The 19,234-nt window shown below is 71.7% G+C and carries 17 protein-coding genes; 8 read left to right on the top strand and 9 right to left on the bottom strand.

From position 1 onward, the window contains the following. Nucleotides 1-40: 40 nt before the first annotated feature. From ACFYZZ_RS26900 to ACFYZZ_RS26915, 4 genes are all read right to left on the bottom strand, one after another. Nucleotides 41-2,095: an acetate--CoA ligase family protein gene (locus ACFYZZ_RS26900; RefSeq protein ID WP_389180800.1), complete on the bottom strand. Its 2,055-nt coding sequence runs from the start codon at nucleotides 2,093-2,095 to the stop codon at nucleotides 41-43. A 1-nt stretch (nucleotide 2,096) separates the two neighbouring features. Further along, nucleotides 2,097-2,288, bottom strand: a complete 192-nt coding sequence (locus ACFYZZ_RS26905; protein WP_389180803.1) for a ferredoxin — start codon at nucleotides 2,286-2,288, stop codon at nucleotides 2,097-2,099. Between the two features lie 167 nt (nucleotides 2,289-2,455). Next, complete coding sequence (locus ACFYZZ_RS26910; protein ID WP_389180806.1) at nucleotides 2,456-3,709, bottom strand: NADH-ubiquinone oxidoreductase-F iron-sulfur binding region domain-containing protein; 1,254 nt, start codon at nucleotides 3,707-3,709, stop codon at nucleotides 2,456-2,458. Then, nucleotides 3,706-4,134 (bottom strand): hypothetical protein, encoded by a 429-nt coding sequence (locus tag ACFYZZ_RS26915; protein WP_389180809.1) that lies wholly within the window; start codon nucleotides 4,132-4,134, stop codon nucleotides 3,706-3,708. The genes ACFYZZ_RS26910 and ACFYZZ_RS26915 overlap by 4 nt, the downstream gene beginning before the upstream one ends. Nucleotides 4,135-4,540: 406 nt before the next feature. Between ACFYZZ_RS26915 and ACFYZZ_RS26920 the strand changes: the two genes are divergently transcribed. From ACFYZZ_RS26920 to ACFYZZ_RS26950, 7 genes are all read left to right on the top strand, one after another. Next, entirely contained in the window at nucleotides 4,541-5,719 is a 1,179-nt protein-coding gene (locus ACFYZZ_RS26920; protein ID WP_389180812.1) for an aromatic ring-hydroxylating dioxygenase subunit alpha, read from the top strand. Nucleotides 5,720-5,887: 168 nt separating this feature from the next. Beyond that, the gene (locus tag ACFYZZ_RS26925; RefSeq protein ID WP_389180815.1) at nucleotides 5,888-7,012 is read left to right on the top strand and encodes a spermidine/putrescine ABC transporter substrate-binding protein; all 1,125 of its coding nucleotides are present in this window, start codon (nucleotides 5,888-5,890) and stop codon (nucleotides 7,010-7,012) included. A gap of 2 nt (nucleotides 7,013-7,014) precedes the next feature. Continuing rightward, entirely contained in the window at nucleotides 7,015-7,932 is a 918-nt protein-coding gene (locus tag ACFYZZ_RS26930; protein WP_389180818.1) for an ABC transporter permease, read from the top strand. Then, entirely contained in the window at nucleotides 7,929-8,810 is an 882-nt protein-coding gene (locus ACFYZZ_RS26935; RefSeq protein WP_389180821.1) for an ABC transporter permease, read from the top strand. The genes ACFYZZ_RS26930 and ACFYZZ_RS26935 overlap by 4 nt, the downstream gene beginning before the upstream one ends. A gap of 3 nt (nucleotides 8,811-8,813) precedes the next feature. Continuing rightward, complete coding sequence (locus tag ACFYZZ_RS26940; protein WP_389180824.1) at nucleotides 8,814-9,884, top strand: ABC transporter ATP-binding protein; 1,071 nt, start codon at nucleotides 8,814-8,816, stop codon at nucleotides 9,882-9,884. Nucleotides 9,885-9,917: 33 nt separating this feature from the next. Then, on the top strand, nucleotides 9,918-11,231 hold the full coding sequence (locus tag ACFYZZ_RS26945; protein WP_389180827.1) for a flavin monoamine oxidase family protein: 1,314 nt from the start codon (nucleotides 9,918-9,920) through the stop codon (nucleotides 11,229-11,231). Further along, nucleotides 11,224-12,645 carry an aminobutyraldehyde dehydrogenase gene (locus tag ACFYZZ_RS26950; RefSeq protein ID WP_389180830.1) on the top strand — a complete coding sequence of 474 codons (1,422 nt, stop codon included), beginning with the start codon at nucleotides 11,224-11,226 and terminating at the stop codon, nucleotides 12,643-12,645. The genes ACFYZZ_RS26945 and ACFYZZ_RS26950 overlap by 8 nt, the downstream gene beginning before the upstream one ends. A gap of 16 nt (nucleotides 12,646-12,661) precedes the next feature. Here the strand turns inward: ACFYZZ_RS26950 and ACFYZZ_RS26955 are convergent, their stop codons facing one another. Continuing rightward, entirely contained in the window at nucleotides 12,662-13,651 is a 990-nt protein-coding gene (locus ACFYZZ_RS26955) for a phosphotransferase family protein (protein WP_389180833.1), read from the bottom strand. Between the two features lie 277 nt (nucleotides 13,652-13,928). Between ACFYZZ_RS26955 and ACFYZZ_RS26960 the strand changes: the two genes are divergently transcribed. Then, entirely contained in the window at nucleotides 13,929-14,870 is a 942-nt protein-coding gene (locus ACFYZZ_RS26960) for an Ig-like domain-containing protein (RefSeq protein ID WP_389180836.1), read from the top strand. A gap of 122 nt (nucleotides 14,871-14,992) precedes the next feature. On the opposite strand, the gene ACFYZZ_RS26965 is transcribed toward ACFYZZ_RS26960, so the two are convergent. From ACFYZZ_RS26965 to ACFYZZ_RS26980, 4 genes are all read right to left on the bottom strand, one after another. Next, nucleotides 14,993-15,577, bottom strand: coding sequence for a DUF6434 domain-containing protein (locus ACFYZZ_RS26965; protein ID WP_389180839.1), 585 nt, complete (start codon nucleotides 15,575-15,577; stop codon nucleotides 14,993-14,995). 34 nt (nucleotides 15,578-15,611) lie between these two features. After that, nucleotides 15,612-16,556 carry a CU044_5270 family protein gene (locus ACFYZZ_RS26970; RefSeq protein WP_389180842.1) on the bottom strand — a complete coding sequence of 315 codons (945 nt, stop codon included), beginning with the start codon at nucleotides 16,554-16,556 and terminating at the stop codon, nucleotides 15,612-15,614. Further along, nucleotides 16,549-17,196 carry an RNA polymerase sigma factor gene (locus ACFYZZ_RS26975; protein WP_389180845.1) on the bottom strand — a complete coding sequence of 216 codons (648 nt, stop codon included), beginning with the start codon at nucleotides 17,194-17,196 and terminating at the stop codon, nucleotides 16,549-16,551. Before ACFYZZ_RS26975 ends, ACFYZZ_RS26970 begins: the two co-directional genes overlap by 8 nt. 116 nt (nucleotides 17,197-17,312) lie before the next feature. After that, nucleotides 17,313-19,028, bottom strand: coding sequence for a protein kinase (locus ACFYZZ_RS26980; protein WP_389180848.1), 1,716 nt, complete (start codon nucleotides 19,026-19,028; stop codon nucleotides 17,313-17,315). Between the last annotated feature and the right edge of the window lie 206 nt (nucleotides 19,029-19,234).

Raw genomic sequence — 19,234 nt, forward strand, 5'->3', positions numbered from 1 at the left:
GGGACGGCGTGCGGGGGGGGGGCAGGTGGGGCGGTGCCGGTCAGGCGAGTACGGCTCGGGAGTCCAGGGCGAGGACGCCGTGGGGGCCGACGAGCAGGGGGTTGACCTCGATCTCGGCGATCTCCGGGTGGGCGGCGGCGAACGTCGTGATCGTCTCGACGGCTGCTGCGGCCGCGGCGACGTCGACGGGCGGGCGGCCTCGCACCCCGTCGAGCAGGGCGGCGGTGCGCAGTCCGCGCAGCAGGCTCAGGGCGCGGTCGGCGGGTACGGGGGCGAGGGTGAAGGCGACGTCGTGCAGGGCCTCGGCCAGCACTCCGCCCAGGCCGACCATGGCGACCGGGCCGAAGCGCGGGTCCCGGTTGACGCCGACGATCAGCTCGATGCCGTCGGTCAGGTCCGCCATGGCCTCCACGGAGTAGGAGGAGGCGCCGAGCCGGGCGTGCATCTCGCGGAAGGCGGCGAGCAGTTCGTCGGGTCCGGCCAGGCCCAGTGCCACGCCGCCCGCGTCGGACTTGTGCAGCAGGTGGAGGGCCTTGAGGACGTACGGGCCGGTGAACTCCTCGGTCGCGGGCAGCAGTTCCGCCTCGTCGTGGATCTCCCGGGCGGCGGGGAAGGCGAGTCCGGCCGCCTCGAGGGCTCTGCGGGTCTGCAGATAGCCGCTCTCGGGCAGTGCTGACGTCGGCCGGGGAAGGGGCGTGACGCCGGTGTGAAGCGCGCGGGGTGCCGTCGCGGCGAGGGCGCGGGCGGCATCCTCGGTGGCGGCGAAGACCGGGATGCCGGCCGCGGTGAGGGTGCGGCAGCTGGGAGACTCGGGGTACATCGACTGCACCACGAGGGGTTTCGCGGTGGCGTGGTGCCGGGCGGCTATGCGGCGCGCGGCCGCCTGTTCCCCGTCCGCGAGCACGGTGCCTCCGCCGCCGAGCCCGCCGTCGGAGGCCGCGTAGCCGCCGAAGTAGCCGGTCATCAGCACGGCGTCGACCTCCTCGGCCGCCAGCAGCGCGGCGACGGTCTCCGCGTACGAGCCGGGGTCCTGCTCACCCATTCCGGCGAGGTCCACCGGGTTGGCGACGGCCGACTGCGCCCACAGGGCCTCGCGGAGCTGTTGCCGCGTCGGCTCCTGGAGTTCGGGGACGGTCAGGCCGGCCGTCTCGACGGCGTCGGCGGCCACCACGCCGTGCCCGCCGCCGTCCGTGAGCACGGCGACCCGGCGACCGGCCGACCGTCGCGCGTTGTTCAACGCGGCAAGGACGACGGTGAGTTCACGGGGCGTGGCGACCAGTTCCACACCGGCGTCGCGGCAGGCCGCGGTCACGACGTCGGCGGAGGTGGTCAGCGCGCCGGTGTGGGACTGGGCGCTGCGTGCGGAGGCGTCGCCGCGTCCGGCGGTGAGCAGCACCACGGGCTTCCCAGCGCCGGCGGCCGCCTCGGCGAAGGCGCGTCCGTCGGCGAAGTCCTCCGCGTAGACCGCGATGGCGTTCGTGCCCTCGTGCCGGGCGCAGTCGGCGATCAGGTCGACGAGGGTGACGTCGGCCTGGTTGCCGAGCGAGACGAAGCGGGAGAAGCCGAGGCCGTGCGGGCCGAAGCGGAGCTGGAGTTCGAGGGCGAGGTTGCCGCTCTGGCTGAGCAGCGCGATGCCGCCGGGCGTGAAGGTGTCGGAGGCCAGGAAGAGGTCGGTGGTGTTGTCGGCCAGACCCAGGCAGTTGGGGCCGATCATCACGGCTCCGGCGGCGCGTACGCGTTCGGCCACGGCACGCTGGCGGCTGCGCCCCGCCTCGCCGGTCTCGGCGAACCCGGCGGTGATCGCGACGATCGCCCGCGCCCCACACCGCAGCGCCTCGTCGACGGCGTCCTCGAAACCGGCGGCGGGCACCGAGACCACCGCCAGGTCGACCGGCTCGCCGATCGCGCTCAGGCTGCGGGCGGCGGTACGGCCGAGTACCGTGCCGCCGCGGCGGTTGACCAGGTGGACGGGGCGGCGCCCGTTCGCGCGGATGGCCTGGGCGGCGATGGCATGGCCGTACTTGGCCGGGTCGTCGCTGGCTCCGACGACGGCGACGGAGACGGGGTCGAAGAGGGCCGACAGGTCACGTCCCATGTCACTTCACCAGCCGCAGCGCGGAGTTGGGGCAGGCGGCGACGGCTGCTTCGGCAGCGTCCTCGTCGCCCTGCGGGACGTCGTGCGCGCGCACCTGCGCGTAGCCCCACTCGTCGAGGTCGATCAGCTCGGGCGCGGGTTCCTGGCAGAGGCCGTAGCCCTGGCAGCGGGTGGAGTCGAGCAGGAGCTTCATGGTGCGGTCCTTTCGGTGCGGCGGAGTGAGGGTGAGTGGCGGGGTCCGGTTACGGTCGGGAGGCCGGATTGCGGCTCAGGGTCCGGATGCGGCACAGGGGCTGGACGGGGCTCAGGTGTCCGATGCGGCTCAGGAGTCCCGATGCGGCTCAGGTGCCCGGATGCGGCTCAGGGCACCGCCACCGTGAACCGGCGCCCGTCCTCGGGCGCCGCGCCTTCGCAGGCGGGGCAGGCGGAGCGGCGGTGGGCGTCGACGCGGTCGGGGAAGTGGGCGAGCAGGGTGGCGACGACGCGGGCGGCGGCGTCGAGCAGCCCGCAGGCCCCGCGGCCGGGCAGCTGCCGCGACCAGCGGCGCAGCTTGCCGGCCGTGTCGTCACCCGCCTGGCCGCGAGTGAGGGCCGTGAGGGTGCGGGCCAGCGCCCCCGTGCCGGAGACGCACACCCCGCACTGCCGGGCGCTCTGCGCCGCGAGGTAGGCGGCGGCCTCGGTGGCGACGGCGACCGGGCAGTCCTCGGGGTGCAGGAAGTGCAGCGCCCCGCAGCCGAGGGCTCCGCCGGCCGCGCGCAGGCGGTCGTGGTCGAGGGGAAGGTCCGTCCAGCCGGTGCCGTGCAGGCCGCCGAAGAGGCCGCCCAGCAGGACCGCCTGGGCTGTGCCGTGCCGGCACAGGTCGGCGAGGACCTTCAGGTGTGTTCCGGCCGGCACCTCGGCCAGCGCGGACGTACCACTGCCGCCCGAGAGGGTCACCAGATGGGCTCCGGCGACGGCGTCCGCGGCTTCGGGACGCGAGTAGATCAGCGCGATGCGTGCCAGCGTCTCCACATTGGCGACGATGGTGGGCGCGCCGCCGACACCGCTCTCGAAGGGGCGCGGAGGTTTCGCCGTGGGCAGCGCCGGACCGCCGTCGATGCGTCGTACGACCGCGGTCTCCTCCCCCGCGACGTAGGTGTGCTCCGTGTGTACGACGTCGATGCGCAGCGTGGGGGGACACTCGGCGAGGGCCCGGCGCACGGCCTGCTCGGCGGGAGCGTCGGAGAGGTACACGCAGCCGCGCTCGGCGCCGGTCATGGCCGCGACCAGGCGGATGCCGTCCAGGACGAGGTGGGGCCGGTGCCGCAGCAGCCAGCGGTCCTTCACCGAGCCCGGCTCGCCCTCCTCACCGTTGGCCACGACCACGGGCGGGCCCGGTGCGTCGCGCACGGCCTGGATCTTGACCGCGGCGGGAAAGCCGGCCCCGCCGCGGCCGCGCAGCCCCACAGCGGCGATCCGGTCGAGCAGCCGGTCGGGCGAGGTAAGCGGGGCGTAGCCGCCCGCGGCCAGGTACCGGGAGCTGTCCTCGCTGCCGCCGGACAGCCAGGCGCCGGACAGCAGCGGGGCGAGGAGGCCGGGCCGGCCGTCGGGGAGGAGGGAGAAGACGCCGGTCATGCGGTGCTCCTGGGGTCGGGGTGGCCGAAGAGGCTGGTGTAGTCGCGGGCTCTCAGCCGCACCAGCGCCCGTTCCAGGTCCCGTCGCTGCGTGGCCGTACGTACGTATCCGGAGCCGGGCAGGCCGATCAGCATGCGGTGGTGGTCGAGGACGACCTCGCCGGCCACCAACGCCGGCCGTGGGTCGGCGGGGGCGGTTTCCGCCGCGGCCTCGACCACCAGGTCGGTGACTTCACGGAGGTAGCGCAGCCAGTCGCGTTGCGTGCCGCGCAGCACCAGCCGCTCGACGCGGTGTCGCTCGGCGACGACGAGGGCCGCCGGCGGGCGGTCCTCCGCCGGGGATCGCAGGGCGGCCACGGCGGCGGGCAGTTCCTGTTCGGGCTCCGGCGTGAGACCGAGCCAGACGAGACTTCGGCGAGCGCTCATGCGTGCCTCCGGGGGCGCACCGACTCCGGGTGGTCCGGAGACGGGTGGCGCGGCGATGGCGTGGACGGGGGGCTCCCGTAACCGCGAGGAGAGGGGGTGGGGAGCTGTGCGGGGTGCCCGGCCGGCACCGGGCACGGCGTGGACGGTGACAGAGGATGTCCGGACCGGTGCGAGGTGCGCGGTCGTCCGCCTGGCACGACACTAACTAACTAATTAGTCAGCCCACAAGTCTTGACTTGATCCCACCGTCGGCCCACTCTGACTAACCAATTAGTCAGCCGGATGCAGGCAGGTCCGGAGCCTCACCCGACGTCGCACGTGGCGACGTACGTGACGCCTACCTGCCGTCCGTTCCGGGCACAGCCTCACCGCCCATCGCCGCCGCCGCGGCGCGGAGGAGGACCTCATGCACCCCTCGACCACCCGGGCAACCGACACCGTCTCGCCTGCCCCGCCGGAACCGCCCCCCGAGCACCCCGGGCAGGCCCTGCCGGCCCGCTACTACACGGATCCGGCCATCGCCGAGGCCGAGAGCGAACGCATCTTCGCCAAGTCCTGGCAGCTCGTCTGCCACGAGTCCGACCTTCCCGGACCCGGCGCACGCCTCACCGCCACCGCCGCCGGCCGGGAGGTGCTGGTCGTCCGCACGGAGGACGGCGGCCTCGCCGCCCACCTCAACGTCTGCCGGCACCGCGGCACCCGCCTCGTCACCGCCCCTGAGCCGTCCGGCAAGGCGATCCGCTGCCCGTACCACGGCTGGACCTACAAACTCGACGGGCGGCTCGTCGGTGCCCCCGAGGCGCGCCGGATCCCCTGCCTGGACAAGCCCCGGCTCGGACTGCACCCGGTCAACGTGGAGTCCTTCCTCGGGTTCGTCTTCGTCAACCTCGACATGGAGGCGACCCCGCTCGCGGAGAGCTGCGCCGGGCTCGCCGAGGCCGTCGGCCACTACGCCGACCCCGGCCTGGTCCCCGTCGGCAGGCACCGCATCCACGACCTGTCCGGCGGCGAGGAGCAGAACGCCAACTGGAAGGTCATCGTCGACAACTATCTCGAGGGCTACCACGTCCCCGTGGCCCACCCCGCGCTCATGCGGCTGCTGGACTACCAGGCCTACACGGTGGACGTGCAGGAGAACTACGTCCTGTTCGAGTCCCCGCTGCGCGACAAGCCCTCCTCGAACTGGACCGAGCGGCTCTACCAGCGGCTCGCCACGCCGATGCCGGGACTGACCGAGGCCGACCGGCGCGTGTGGCGGTACGCGGTGATCTATCCGAACACGCTCATCGACTTCTACCCTGACCACGTGCTCGCGTGGACCGCCCTGCCCACCGCCCAGGACCGGGCGGCGATCCCCGGCGGCTTCTACACCCGGCACGGGGAGAGCGTCCGCACCCGGCTGGCCCGGCGGCTGAACATCCACATCGGCTGGGTCACCAACGACGAGGACGCCGAGCTGGTGGAACGCGTGCAGGCCGGCCTGCGGACGCCCGGTTTCGAGCCGGGGCCGCTGTCGCAGCGCGAGGCCGCCGTCGGCTGGTTCGCCCGCCGGGTCCGGGACGACCTGGAGGGGGACACCCGGTGACGTCCTCCCGCGCGCCGTACGCCGTACGTCTCCTGTCGGGCTTACGCCGCGTCCGCTGACGCACGCACCCTCCCCAGACCGGTCCTCCCTACGGAGTCAGGGCCTCCGTGAGCCGACCAGCCGGTCCCGCCCTGGACTTGTGCCGTTCCTCGACGGAGAGGACGTTCCATGTCCCCCGAGGTACCACCGCCGACCCGACGCACCTTGCTGCGAGCGGGCGCCTGCGGCCTGCTGGGCGCCGCGGCCGGCGGCTGCGGGTTCATGCCCGCCAAAACGCCCGACGCCAAGCAGCTCGCCCCGGTCCGGGCGCGTGTCGACGGCGATCTCGTCTACTTCAACTGGGCCGACTTCGTCGACCCGTCCGTGTTCAAGGGGTTCGAGAAGGAGTACGGCGTCAAGGTCATCCAGTCGAACTTCGACTCGATGGAAGGCATGGTCGCCAAGCTCAACGCCGGCAACCGCTACGACATCGTCTTCCCCACGGCCAAATGGGCCCAGCGCCTGGTCCGGGGCGGCCGGCTGCGCCGCATCGACCACTCCCAGCTCACCAACTCGCACGCCGTGTTCGGCGCGTACGCGTACTTCGCCGACCCCTGGTACGACCCCGGCTCCGCGCACACGGTGCCCTTCACCGCGTACAAGACCGGCATCGGCTGGCGCCGCGACAAGATCGGTGACCTGACCGGGTCCTGGAAGGACCTGTGGAGCGACAAGGCCAGAGGCAAGGTCTTTCTGCTGGACGACCGCGACGAGGTCCTCGGCATGGGCGCCCTCGAACTCGGCCTCGGCGTCAGCACCGGAGACACCGGTGACCTCGACCGCATCACCTCCCTGCTGAGCACGCTTCGCCCACGGCTGCGCGGCTTCTCCAGCGACAGCTACAACAACCTCCTCAACGGCAACGCGGTCATGACCCAGGCCTGGAGCGGTGACATGGCCGCCATGCTCAACCAGGCCAAGGACCCCTCCGTGTTCGGCTTCCAGGCCCCGAGGGAGGGCACGCCGATCAACTCCGACTGCTACGCCATCCCCTGGAACGCCCCTCACCCCGGCACCGCGATGCTGTTCATCGACTACATGCTCCGGCCGGAGAACGTGAAGAAGAACATCGAGTACATCGGCTACCCGATGCCGGTGGCCGGTTCCGAGAAGACCTACGCCGAGCTGGTCAAGCCCTTCCCCGAGTGCCTGGTCACCGAGGACGACCTCAAGGCGGACCTGTTCTTCCGCAACGGCGGCCGCGCGGCGGAGGACGCCCGCGACACCGCCTGGACCCATGTGAAGGCGGGCTGACCATGGCGCTGATCCGCCCCTCCTCACGCACCCGCACCCGCCCTTCCTCGCGCACCCGTCGCCGGGACACCACCGGAAACCGGATGTGGGTCTGGTTCATGATGCCCGGCACCCTCTGGATGACCGGCTTCCTGATCGCCTCACTGGTCCTCGTCGCCGTTCTCGCGGTCGGCACCACCGACGACCTCGGCAACCCGCGCTTCGGCTTCGACCTGTCCGCGATACGCGCCCTCGCCGACCCCGCCTACACCGAGGTCCTGGCCCGCTCTCTCGGCTACGCCCTGCTGACCTGCGCGATCTGCCTGCTGATCGCCTACCCGGTGGCGTACACCATCGCCCTGCACGGCGGTCGGTACAAACACGCGCTGATCGCCGCGATCGTGGTGCCGTTCTTCGCCAACTACCTGGTGCGGATGTACGGCTGGTCGGTGGTCCTCTCCGACGACGGACCCGTGCTGCGCGCCCTGCGCGCGGTGGGGCTCGCCGACGGGAGCACGAAGATCCTCAACACCGGAGTCGGCGTGGTCGCGGGACTCGTCTACGGGTTCGTCGTCTTCATGATCATCCCGCTGTACGCGGCCCTGGAGCGGCTGGACGTCTCCCTCATCGAGGCCGGCCGCGACCTGTACGGCGGCCCGGTCCGCACTTTCTTCTACGTCACCCTGCCCGCCACCCGGCAGGGAGCGGCGGCCGGACTCGTCCTGGTCTTCCTGCCCGCCATGGGCGACTTCGTCAGCGCACAGCTCATGGGAGGACCGGACCAGATCATGATCGGCAACCTCATCCAGGACAAGTTCTTCCAGGGCCAGAACTGGCCGCTGGGCTCCGCGCTCACCATGCTGCTGATGCTGGTCCTGCTGGTCGGGATGTTCGGCTACCTGCGGCGCACCCGCAAGGACGAGGCGGAGGCCCGCCGATGACGCTGCTCAAGCCGTCCTCCGCCACCGCCCCCGCCCGGCCGGCGGCCCGTACCCGCACGCGGCGCGGCCGCGCCGACCGCCGGCCACGCATCCTCATCGCGATCACCGGGCTCTTCTTCGCGCTGCTCTACCTGCCCATCGCCGTCGTGGCCCTGTTCTCCTTCAACTCCAAGAAGTCCCTGACCGTGTTCGGCGGGTTCAGCCTGCGCTGGTACCGGGCCTTCGTCCACGACGACGTCCTCATCTCGTCGTTGGGCACCAGCCTGCGGATCTCCCTGGTGGCGATGGCCGGGTCGGTCGTCCTCGGTGTGGCGCTGGCGCTCGGCCTGGTCCGCTGCCGCACCCGGCTCGGCTCGCTGGCCGGCCTGATCATGCTGGTGCCGCTGATCACGCCGGAGATCGTCACGGGCGTGGCGTCGATGCTGCTGTTCAAGGGCCTGGGCGTGGCTCTGTCCACCGGCACGGTGATGCTCGCCGAGATCACCTTCTCGATCTCGTACGTCACGGTCATCCTCCGGTCCCGGGTCGCGGCACTGAACCCGGAGGTGGAGGAGGCCGCGATGGACCTCGGCGCCACCCGGTGGCAGGCGGTCCGCCTGGTGACCCTGCCGGCCCTGCTCCCCGCCGTACTGGCCAGCGCCGTACTGATCTTCGCGCTCGTCTTCGACGACTTCGTCCTCGCCTACTTCACCACCGGCGTCGACCCCCAGCCGCTGTCGGTGCGGATCTACTCGGCGATCCGCTTCGGGGTGCAGCCCACGATCAACGCGGTCGGCACGCTGATGCTCGCGGGCTCCATCGCCCTGATCGCCCTGGCCCTGTTCATCCCGCGCCTCTTCGGCCGCCGCGGCGGCCTCGACATCCTCTCCGGAGAGTGATCCATGGACGCGACCCCCGCCGTCCGGCTCGACGGCGTCTCCAAGCAGTTCGCCGACTCCTACGCCGTCCACCGGCTCGACCTGGACATCGAGGCCGGCCACTTCTTCTCCCTGCTGGGCCCCTCCGGCTGCGGCAAGACCACCTCGCTGCGCATGATCGGCGGGTTCAGCGACCCCACCGAGGGCTCGGTGCTCCTCGCCGGTGAGGACGTGACCGCGCTGCCGCCGAACCGGCGCAACGTCAACACGGTCTTCCAGAGTTACGCGCTGTTCGACCACCTCGGCGTCGCCGACAACGTGGCCTTCGGGCTGAAGCGCAAGGGCGTCGCCAGGGCCGAGATACGGCAGCGTGTCGGCGAGATGCTGGACCTGGTCCAGCTCGCCGGCCTCGCCGACCGCAAACCCCGTACCCTCTCCGGCGGCCAGCGGCAGCGCGTCGCGCTCGCCCGCGCGCTCGTCAACCGTCCGGCCGTCCTCCTGCTCGACGAGCCGCTGGCCGCCCTCGACCTGAAGCTACGCCGGCAGATGCAGGTCGAGCTGAAGCAGATCCAGCGCGAGGTCGGCATCACCTTCGTCTTCGTCACCCACGACCAGGACGAGGCGCTGACCATGTCCGACCGGATCGCCGTGATGAATGAGGGCCGTATCGAACAGTGCGGCACCCCGGAGGACGTCTACGAACACCCCGCCACCCGCTTCGTCGCCTCCTTCATGGGCACCTCCAACCTGATGACCGGCACCTACCGGGGCGGTGAGGTCGCCCTGGACCAGGGGCCCGCCCTGCCGGTCGGCGCCCGGAGCGGCATCGCGGACGGCACCGCCGTCAGCGTGTCGGTGCGCCCCGAGAAGATCTGGCTGTCGGACTTCGAACCGGGCATGTCGATACTGACCGGTGTCATCCGCGAAACCGTCTACAGCGGCCCCACCACGACCTATCTGATCGAACTCGCCCCGGGCGTGACGCTGTCCGTGCTGGAGCAGAACACGGCCCGTGCGCGCATGGAGGACCGCTGGAGCGGCGGAGAGACGGTGGAGTTCGGCTGGCGGCCCGAACACTGTCTGGTCCTGGCCTGATCCCCACCCGCCTCACTCACGAAAGCGAAGCTGATGCATCACGACGTGATCGTGCTCGGCGCGGGTCTCGCCGGGCTCGCCGCCGCCCGGGACCTCGCGGCCGCCGGAACCGACGTGCTCGTCCTGGAGGCCCGGGACCGCGTCGGCGGCCGGGTCGAGCAGACCCGCACGCCCGACGGCCGCACCGTCCAGCTGGGCGGCGAAGTGGTCGGCCATGCCCACACCGCATACCTGCAACTCGCCGAGGAACTCGGCCTGGAGCTGGTCGCCAGCTACGTCGCCGAACCCGGCCGTATCACCCGTTCCACACCCGAGGGTCGCTCGGCCGGCGACCCACCGCACTGGTTCGGCCCCGGCGACATGGCCCGACACGAGCAAGTCGGCAAGGAGTTCAGCGAACTCGCCTCCACTGTGGACCCCGACGACCCCTGGTCGCACCCGGACGCGACCGCCCTGGACCGGCTGTCCGTGGCCGACTGGCTGCGCTCCCGCCACGCCACACCCGCAGTGGTGCGGCTGTGGGACATGGGCCAACTGGCCCTGGCGGGAGGATCGTACGAGCGCATCTCGCTCCTGGCCGCGCTCCGCAAGAGCGCGGCGGTCCCCGGTACGGGCGACTACGACTACGACAACTGGGAGGGACTGCGACTGGCGGAAGGGTCGGCCACCCTCGCCGAGGTCATGGGCCGCGAGCTGGGGCCGCGCATACGCCTCGGCTCGCCGGTCGCCGCGCTGGACGTACGCCCCGGCCACTGCGCCGTACGCCTGGTCACCGGCGAAGTGCTCACGGCGGCGGCCGTGGTGAGTGCCCTGCCGGTGGGGCCGCTCCGGTCGGTCGCCGTCACCGGTGTCAGCGACGCCCGTCTGGCCTCGCTGCACCGACAACGACAGGCGACGGCCGCGAAGTTCGCCGCCGTGTACGACCGTCCGTTCTGGCGCGCGAACGGGCTCAACGGCCTCTCCGAGACCGAGGGCGTTCTGGGCAGTACCTGGCCACAGAACGAGGGTGTCCTGTCGGCGCTGGTCCCGCCCGAGCGCTACGGCGTCCTGCTGGGCACCCCGCCCCATCTGCGCACGCCCGAGCTGCTCGCCGAGATGGCCGCCATGTTCGGCGACGAGGCGCTGCGGCCGACCGCCTGCCATCTGCGGCTGTGGGGCACCGACCCGTGGACCCAGGGCTACGTCACCCAGTGGCCGCCGGGCGAGGTCATGACGGTGGGCCCGCTGCACGGCACGCACGAGCCGCCGTTCTACGTCTGCGGCTCCGACCAGTGGGTCGCGGGATACATGGAGGGCGCCGTCCGCACCGGCCGCGCCGCCGCCGAGGAGGCGCTGCGCCGTGGCTGACGACGTCCGCCTCAACCACATCGACGGCAAGGAGGTACCGGCCGCCTCCGGTGCCTCCGTGCCGCTGATCGACCCGGCCACCGGACTCCCCCACGGCACGGCCCCGCTCTCCGGCCCCGAGGACGTGGACGCGGCCTGCCGGGCAGCCGAGCAGGCCTTTCACGGCTGGTCGGCCACGACTCCGGCGCAGCGGCAGACCGCGCTACTGCGTATCGCCGACGCCCTGGAGCGGGAGGCCGGCGCGCTGGCGGGCGCCGAGGTGACCGACACGGGCAAGCCGCGCGCACTCTTCCTGGCGGACGAACTGCCCGCGATCGTCGACGTGTTGCGGTACTTCGCCGGGGCGGCCCGGAACCTGCCGGGCGCCGCCGCGGCCGAGTACACGCCGGGCCGTACCTCCGTCCTGCGCCGAGAGCCGGTCGGTGTCTGCGCGCAGATCACCCCGTGGAACTATCCGCTGATGATGGCCGTCTGGAAGGTCGCCCCCGCGCTGGCGGCCGGCAACACCGTCGTCCTGAAACCGTCCGACACCACGCCGTCGTCGGCCACTCTCCTCGCCCGGCTGGCCGCCGGGCATCTGCCGCCCGGGGTGCTCAACGTGGTGTGCGGCGACCGCGACACCGGGCGCTCGCTGGTGGCCCACCCGGACGTCCGGCTCGTCGCCGTCACGGGCAGCGTCCGTGCCGGGCAGGAGATCGCCGCCGCGGCGGCCGCCGACCTCAAGCGGCTGCACCTCGAACTCGGCGGCAACGCACCCGTGTTGGTCCACGAGGACGCAGATCTCGACGCAGCGGTCGAGCAGTTGTCGTCGCTGGCCTTCTACAACGCGGGGCAGGACTGCACGGCCGCCACCCGGATCCTCGTCCACCATCGTGTGTACGAGACCTTCCTGGACGCCTTCGCCGACCGGGCCGCACGGCTGCTGCCCGGCGGCCCCGACGACGAGCACGCCGACTTCGGTCCCCTCGCGAACGCCGCCCAACTCGCCTCCGTGCGCGGCCTGCTGGAGCGGCTCCCGGAGCACGCCGAGGTCGTCACCGGGGGCGGGGCCCTGGACCGCCCGGGCTACTTCCACGAGGCCACGGTGGTCGCCGGAGCCCGGCAGGAGGACGAGATCGTACGGAGCGAGGTGTTCGGCCCGGTCGTCACCGTGCAGCCCTTCACCGAGGAGTCCGAGGCCTTGCGTATGGCGAACGCCGTTCCGCAGGGACTGGCCGCGAGTGTCTGGACCCGCGACCACGACCGGGCCATGCGGGCGAGCCGCGCCCTGCACACCGGCATCGTCTGGGTCAACACCCATGGCACGACAGTCTCGGAGATGCCGCACGGCGGTGTGCGCCACTCCGGTTACGGCAGCGACCTCTCCCTGACCGGCCTGCTCGACTACACACAGGTCAAGCACGTCATGTTGTGACCACACGCTCCTGCGTTCAGGCGTGGACCAGGGCCAGCGTCTCCTTCAGGTTGTGCTCGGCGATGTCCGCCATCGCCGCCCGGTGGGGGAAGTCCCCGTCGAGCAGGCGCAGCGGCCCCGCCGTCAGGGAGAGACGCTGGGCGAGCGTGTAGAGCGCGAGCCGGTTCTCGTCCAGGCCGTCCACCGCCAGTGGACGGTAGGCGTCGTGCAGGCGGATCCGGAGGAAGACGTGCTCCCACTCGACGTCGAAGTACATCAAGCCCTCGAAGTCGATCGCCACGGGGTTCCCGGTCGCGTCGACCAGCACGTGGTCGGGCCCGAGTTCGCCGTGCACGACCGCGTACTGCGCGCGGGGCCGCACAGCCGCCGCGAGGTCCGTCAGTCGCTCCTCCAGCCGGTCGCGGGCTTCCGCGATCCGCGGGTCGCGCGACGCGGCCTCGGCGAGGTCCCGCAGTGCGCGGTCGAGGACCACTCCCTCGCACGACGTCCCCTGCGATGTGCCGCCGCCGTCGACCACGGCCACCTTGCCGTACGTGGACGCCCGGTGCCGCCGCATCGCGTCCAGCGCCTCCCCGAGCCGGTCCATGACGGGGGCTGCCGCGCTCGGGCCACGGGCGAGCAGCTGCTCCAGGTTCTCGCCGGGGATGTCCTCGACGATCGCGAGGTCGGCCGGACCGTGGGTGCCCTCGCGGTCGACGAGGCGGATGGCCGGGACGCGGACGCCGAGCGCGTCCAGCCGGGCGTGGGCGGCCTCGAAGAGGTCGAGCCCGAGGCCGGGCGAGAACGGGTCGGTGAGGTCGTCGTCGCCCTCGGCCGCCGGCCAGTAGTTCTCGGCGTCGTGCCAGAGGTAGGCGATCGCCGTCGTCGCGTCGTCCAGCAGCAGGCGGTACACGCCCTTCTTGCTGCCGCCCGCGACCCGCTCGACCGCCTCCAGCCGCCGCCCGCCGCCCAGCGCGGCCCGAGCCGCCCCCGCCAACTGCTCCCGCGTCACTGCCCCGGCTGCCACGCCTCGCCCCGCCTCTCCGTCACGGCAACCCGTGCACCCTACGGGAGCGTCAGCGTGGAAACGAGCGAAATCAGCAGGCAGAAGACCTGTGTCAGCGGCCCCGATCCGGGGATGCGCGCCGATTTTTGGGACATGCTTTACACGACACGTGCAACTGAGGCCCGGGTCCTCACTGTCTGACAGGGAGTCGGGCCCTTCAGGGCCGAAGAGCGAGAGAGCGGGGCGGGGCGTGGGACGGCGCAAGGGCAGCATAGGGATCGCACTTGTCACGGGTGCGATGCTGGTGGGCGTGACTGCCTGCGGCGGCGGGGGCGGCAGCGACAAGGCCGGTGGTGACGACGCGAAGGCGCCGGGCAAGCCGAGTGCGAGCGCCTCTCCGTCGCCGAAGAAGCCGGCGGGCCCGCCGATGCTGCTGGAGACGATCACCCCGCAGACGGGCAACACGGTCGGTGTGGCCATGCCGATCTCGGTGGTCTTCACGAACCCGGTGGCGGCGAAGGCGCGGGCCACGGTCGAGAAGCACATGAAGGTGAGCGCCTCGCAGCCGGTGGCCGGCGCCTGGCACTGGTTCGGGGACAGGCGCGCGGACTGGCGCCCGAAGACGTACTGGCCCTCCGGCACGACGGTGAAGATCGACGCCGACATGACGGGCGTCAGCAACGGCAACGGACGCTACGGCGTGCGCACCTACACGCACACCTTCAAGGTCGGCGACGACGTGCGCGCGGATGTGTCGGTGACCGGCCACACCATGAAGGTGACCCGGAACGGCAAGCTGGTGCGCACCCTGTCGATCAATGCGGGCAGCCCCCAGTATCCGACGTGGAACGGCACGATGGCCGTCATCGACAAGCAGGAGAAGGTCCACATGACCTCCTGCAGCGTCGGCATCAGCTGCGACAAGGGCAGCCCCAACTACTACGACCTGACGCTTCCCTGGGACATCCACCTGACCCAGTCCGGCACGTACGTGCACTACTCGACCGGCGACCCCAATCCGGGCAGCGGCAGCGCCCGCGGCTCGCACGGCTGCGTCCACCTGTCCCTGTCGGACGCCAAGTGGTTCTACGGCCAGGTCAAGCAGGGCGACCCCGTCACCATCACCGGCTCGACCCGCGCCAAGGCCCCGGCCGACAACGGCTACGCCGACTTCAACCTGGGATGGGACGAGTGGCTAGCGGGCAGCGGCTCCGGGGAGGGGACGACCGCGACGCTGTGATGTGCTGCGGTGGCGGCGCCGGTCGGCACTCCATGATGCCGACCGGCGCCGCCATCGTTGTACGCGCCCTTCGGGCTGACCGGAACCGGCTCGTTCCGTCCTCGCCCGACGAGCGTGCCCCGTCAGCCGCCGCCGGGGAGTTTGGGGAGTGCGCGGTGGGCGTACCAGGCTTCGAGAGCCTGGGCGCGGGTGCCGGCCGGGTTCTGGCGGTGCCAGGCGCTGGTGAAGCGGTTGAACTCGAACTGCTCCTCGATCTCGCGGGGCCGGGCCGCGTCCGGGCGCGTGGCGTGCCAGTGAGCAACGGCGTCCGCCAGGGTTTGGCCGGCATTCTGAGCGATGAAGTCGCGCATGAAGGTGTCGAAGTGGAAGCCGGGGCCGATCGCCTCGACGAAGTACCTCCGCAGGACCTGGCTGCACCGCTGTCCGGCCGGGATCACGGTGTCGCCGTCGACGGGCTCGGCCAACTGCACGGTCGCCGGGCGACGGCGGGCCGGGGCGGCAGGCAGCGGCAGGCCGTCCAGCGTCGCGGCGAGCCGGGCGGTGAGCGCTGCCTTGCCGCCGTGCCGCGCGACGCCCATCGTGCGGGCGAGACCGGTGAGCTCGTCCAGCGTCCAGTACCAGCGCAGCAGCTCGGTACCGGTGAGGTCGGCCGTCAGCGGCGGCCTGGGCTCGGCGGCCGTCGCACTGGTGTTCTGGTTCCCGTTCATGGCCGTCATTCTGCCGGACCGCGTCCTAGGATGCTCAGCCGTGCTGTGCGATGCGGTCGACCACCTGGACGTCCTGCAGAATCCTGGTCTCGTAGTACCAGTTGGCCTGCTTCCACTCGCCGTGCACCTTCTTCGGGCTGCTCCCCTTGGTCCGCAGGCCCAAGTAGTCGTAGGTCTTGCGATCGAAGAGGAAGGTCCACGCCGTCTTGGGGTACGAGACTCCGACGGCGGTCCGGCCGGCCACGTCCACCTCGTCGTAGTCCAGGCGGATCCGGGGAAGCTTCGCCAGCGCTTCGAAGGCGGCGGCCTGCAAGCCCGGGGGCATCACACGCGGTCCCATGAGCAGCATGCATCCGTTGAAGAACGCGTACATGTCGTTGTGGGGCGTGCTCGGTTGGCTCCCCCTGAACTGGGCGAGGAGTTTGTCGGGGTCCGTGGGCATGGTCTTGAGCTTGGAGTAGACGGTGGGAGGCCAGCGCACCTCGTGCTTGCCGAGCGGCGGATCGTGGTGGATCTTCCCGTGCTCCTGACGCAGGGACGGCTTGGAGCCGTCCACCGACATCCAGCTCTCGTCGGTCCACGTCCTGGTCCTGCCGCCCTTGACCGGCGTCCGCGTGATGTAGGTCCTGGTGTAGAAGTACTGGTCGTTGCGCGGCACGGGCAGGTCGTTGCCCGCGGCGCGTGACCTGTCAGCGGCCTTCTGCAGCACCTCCGTTGCGCTGATCGCGCCCAGACGGGGCTTGTCGTCGTCCTTGGCGTCGTCGGCCACCACGACCGTGACGCCCACTGCCGCCGCGGTGACGCCGACGAGTGCGGTACGGAAGACGAGGCGTCGGCTCAGTGCATGTCCACGGGATGCGCCACTGCGGGACTCCTCGACCATCGCGGCTCCGAGGCGGGCCCGGGCGGCGACGCGGGCGTCGTCGGACAGGGCGTGCCGGTCGGCTTCCCAGCCGCGCACCATCGTCAGTTCATCCATGATCCGTCTCCTTCTGGGGCGCGGTCGAGGTGGTGGGATCCGGTGCGCCCAGTGCCCGACGCAGCTTGGTGCGGGCCCTGTGCAGGCGGGAGCGCACGGTGCCGACGGGCACGCCCAGGGCCTGCGCGGCCTCCGTGTAGTCGAGTTCTCCCCAGGCGATCACCAGCAGCACGTCCCGGTACCGGGCGGGCAGTGCGGCGAGAGCGCCGGCCAGGGTGCCGTGCGTCCCGCCGGTGCTGAGCTTCTCGGTGATCCCGTCCTCGGGGCCTTCGTGCTCCCGGTCCGCGGACAGTGACGCCATGCGCGACAGTGCCCGCAGCCGGCGTGCCTCGTCCCTGCGGTGACGCCCGATCAGGTTGGTCGCTATCCCGTACAACCAGGGCCGAGCGTGCGCGTGCGACAGGTCGTAGCGCCGACGACGCTGGAACGCGATCACGAAGGTCTCCGCCATCAGGTCGTCGGCGGTGTCGGAGCCCAGACGTCGTGCGATGTAGCGGTGGATGTCGTCGGCGTAGCGGTCGAAGATCAGGGCGAATGCGTCGGGCGTCCGCCAGGACCGTTCGATCACCGAGCCGTCGGAGTCACCGACCCCGTCCGTTGCCGTGGCGAGTGCGGCAGCGGTGCCCGGCTGGAGCGTCACGCCTCACCTCTGTGGTTCATGTCGTATCCCTCGAAAGCCGTGTCGTGGTCACCTCCTGTTCGCCGATGCCGTCTCTCGAGTTCCACCCTGCCAAGTGACCTGCCTCACATGCCGCGTCAGCCCTCGTTGGGCATCACCCTGGTGACCTTGCCCTGGGTGTTCGCCTGGAGGTAGCCGGTCTGGCCGTAGGCGTTGGTGAGGTAGACGGACATTCCGGCAGGGTCGCCGAAGGGGTTGCCCGGAAGGATCACCGTCAGGTAGCGGGTCGTGACGTGATCGACCTTCAGTTTCCGCTCTGCTTCGGCCAGCAGGGCCGGGACCTTGTCCCAGTCGAAGTCGTCCAGGCTGACGGGCTTCTCCTCGCCGCTGAGCGTGTCGCTGATGATGCCCTTCTGGACGCCCTGGCCGGGGCGATAGGTGTACGAGTCCTTCTTGGTGTCGCTGCCCTTCACCATCAGGTCGGCGGAGACGTATTCCGGATACACGACGAAGGACCCGAACCGGGTCCGTCCGGTCTGCTGCTTGAACGCGCTGATGGCGGTGCGGATGCCGGCCGGAGTCAGCATGTTCTCCTTCGCGCTCGCCGTCGCGCCGGTCGACTCCTTCGCCGATGGCGTGACGTCCGGGGCGGTCGGGCCGCCGCCCGACGGCGACTTGCCGGCGGAGCCGCCGGACGCGGCGGAATCGGTTGCCTTCGAGTCTCCGTCGGGAAGCCCCGCCCAGACGAGAACCCCGGCGAGCGCCACTGCGGCGACGGGCAGGCCCACCACCTTCCAGCGCCGGCCACGGTCCGGCCGTACCGGGACGGTGGGAGAGACCGGACGCGCGTCCTGCGGGCCCTGGAACGTCGTCGGGGCCGCAGGAGCGGCGTACGGCCCTCCGGACATCGCGGGCGCGGGGCCGAAGCCCGTGGGTGCCGTGGCGGGCCCGGAAACGTACGGTGCCGACGGGCGGTGCAGTTGGTAGGAGGTGGGCGACTCGGGCTCGCGGGCGACGTCGGCGAGCATCCGGTCGAGTTGCTCGGCATCGGGCCTCGCCGCGGGGTCCCGGACGAGGACCCGCGTCAGGGCGTCCTGCAGCGGACCGGCGTTGACCGGCGGCGGGATCTCCTCGCTGAGGACGGCTGCCAGGGTGGCGAGTGTCGTGCCGCGGCGCAGCGGGTGGTGGCCCTCCACGGCCGTGTAGAGCATCATCGCCAGCGACCACAGGTCCGAGGCGGGACCGCCGTCCTTGCCGGAGACGCGTTCGGGCGCCATGTAGTCGGGGGTGCCGATGACCGACCCGGTGGCCGTGAGGGAGGTCGCCTCGCGGATCGCCGCGATGCCGAAGTCCGTCAGCACCGGACGCCCGTCGGGACGCAGCAGGACGTTGGCCGGTTTCACGTCGCGGTGCTGGATGCCGGCCTGGTGTGCGGCGCGCAGCGCGGCCAGCACCTCACGTCCGATCCGTGCCGCTTCCTGGGGGGACATCGGTCCGCGGGCCAGGCGGTCGGCCAGGGAGCCGCCGGTGACGAGCTCCATGACGATCCAGGGGTAGGTACCCGGACCTCCGTCGACCACATGATGGATGGTCACCACATTGGGGTGATCGATACGGGCCAGCGCGCGTGCTTCCCGCAGGACCCGCTCGCGCAGCATCCCGGCGGCTTCCGGGTCGTACTCGGCGAGGTCGGGATCGGGCGGCCGGACCTCCTTGACGGCCACGCTCCTATGCAGCACCAGGTCCGTCGCGCGCCAGACCATGCCCATACCGCCACCGCCGAGCCGTGCTTCCAGCTCGAACCGCCCGTCGACAACCCGTCTACCGCTGTTGTCGCTGCCCTCACCGTTCATGCGCGCGAGCTTAGCGGGAGCTTGGATGCCGTCTTCGCCGCAGGGGGGCCGGTCCCCGTTGCCCGAGCAGCGGGGGATTCGACGACGCCCGGCATGCTCGTGTGAGCCCTGTGTGCGCCCCACTTCGTGCGACGAGAATGCGCCATGCCTGTGGGCGGGCGACCGGTTCACGGCCCCGCTGCTCAACTACCCAGAAAGGCAGGTCG

It is taken from the genome of Streptomyces sp. NPDC001816 (assembly GCF_042892235.1).
Lineage (GTDB): Bacteria > Actinomycetota > Actinomycetes > Streptomycetales > Streptomycetaceae > Streptomyces.

Excerpts from the sequence above, each read along its gene's own strand:
- ACFYZZ_RS26900 (WP_389180800.1), bottom strand. The coding sequence starts at position 2,095 with ATGGGACGTGACCTGTCGGCCCTCTTCGACCCCGTCTCCGTCGCCGTC.
- ACFYZZ_RS26935 (WP_389180821.1), top strand. The coding sequence starts at position 7,929 with ATGACGCTGCTCAAGCCGTCCTCCGCCACCGCCCCCGCCCGGCCGGCG.
- ACFYZZ_RS26925 (WP_389180815.1), top strand. The coding sequence starts at position 5,888 with ATGTCCCCCGAGGTACCACCGCCGACCCGACGCACCTTGCTGCGAGCG.
- ACFYZZ_RS26920 (WP_389180812.1), top strand. The coding sequence starts at position 4,541 with ATGCACCCCTCGACCACCCGGGCAACCGACACCGTCTCGCCTGCCCCG.
- ACFYZZ_RS26960 (WP_389180836.1), top strand. The coding sequence starts at position 13,929 with ATGCTGGTGGGCGTGACTGCCTGCGGCGGCGGGGGCGGCAGCGACAAG.
- ACFYZZ_RS26905 (WP_389180803.1), bottom strand. The coding sequence starts at position 2,288 with ATGAAGCTCCTGCTCGACTCCACCCGCTGCCAGGGCTACGGCCTCTGC.
- ACFYZZ_RS26970 (WP_389180842.1), bottom strand. The coding sequence starts at position 16,556 with ATGGATGAACTGACGATGGTGCGCGGCTGGGAAGCCGACCGGCACGCC.
- ACFYZZ_RS26965 (WP_389180839.1), bottom strand. The coding sequence starts at position 15,577 with ATGAACGGGAACCAGAACACCAGTGCGACGGCCGCCGAGCCCAGGCCG.
- ACFYZZ_RS26910 (WP_389180806.1), bottom strand. The coding sequence starts at position 3,709 with ATGACCGGCGTCTTCTCCCTCCTCCCCGACGGCCGGCCCGGCCTCCTC.
- ACFYZZ_RS26940 (WP_389180824.1), top strand. The coding sequence starts at position 8,814 with ATGGACGCGACCCCCGCCGTCCGGCTCGACGGCGTCTCCAAGCAGTTC.
- ACFYZZ_RS26945 (WP_389180827.1), top strand. The coding sequence starts at position 9,918 with ATGCATCACGACGTGATCGTGCTCGGCGCGGGTCTCGCCGGGCTCGCC.
- ACFYZZ_RS26980 (WP_389180848.1), bottom strand. The coding sequence starts at position 19,028 with ATGAACGGTGAGGGCAGCGACAACAGCGGTAGACGGGTTGTCGACGGG.
- ACFYZZ_RS26915 (WP_389180809.1), bottom strand. The coding sequence starts at position 4,134 with ATGAGCGCTCGCCGAAGTCTCGTCTGGCTCGGTCTCACGCCGGAGCCC.
- ACFYZZ_RS26930 (WP_389180818.1), top strand. The coding sequence starts at position 7,015 with ATGGCGCTGATCCGCCCCTCCTCACGCACCCGCACCCGCCCTTCCTCG.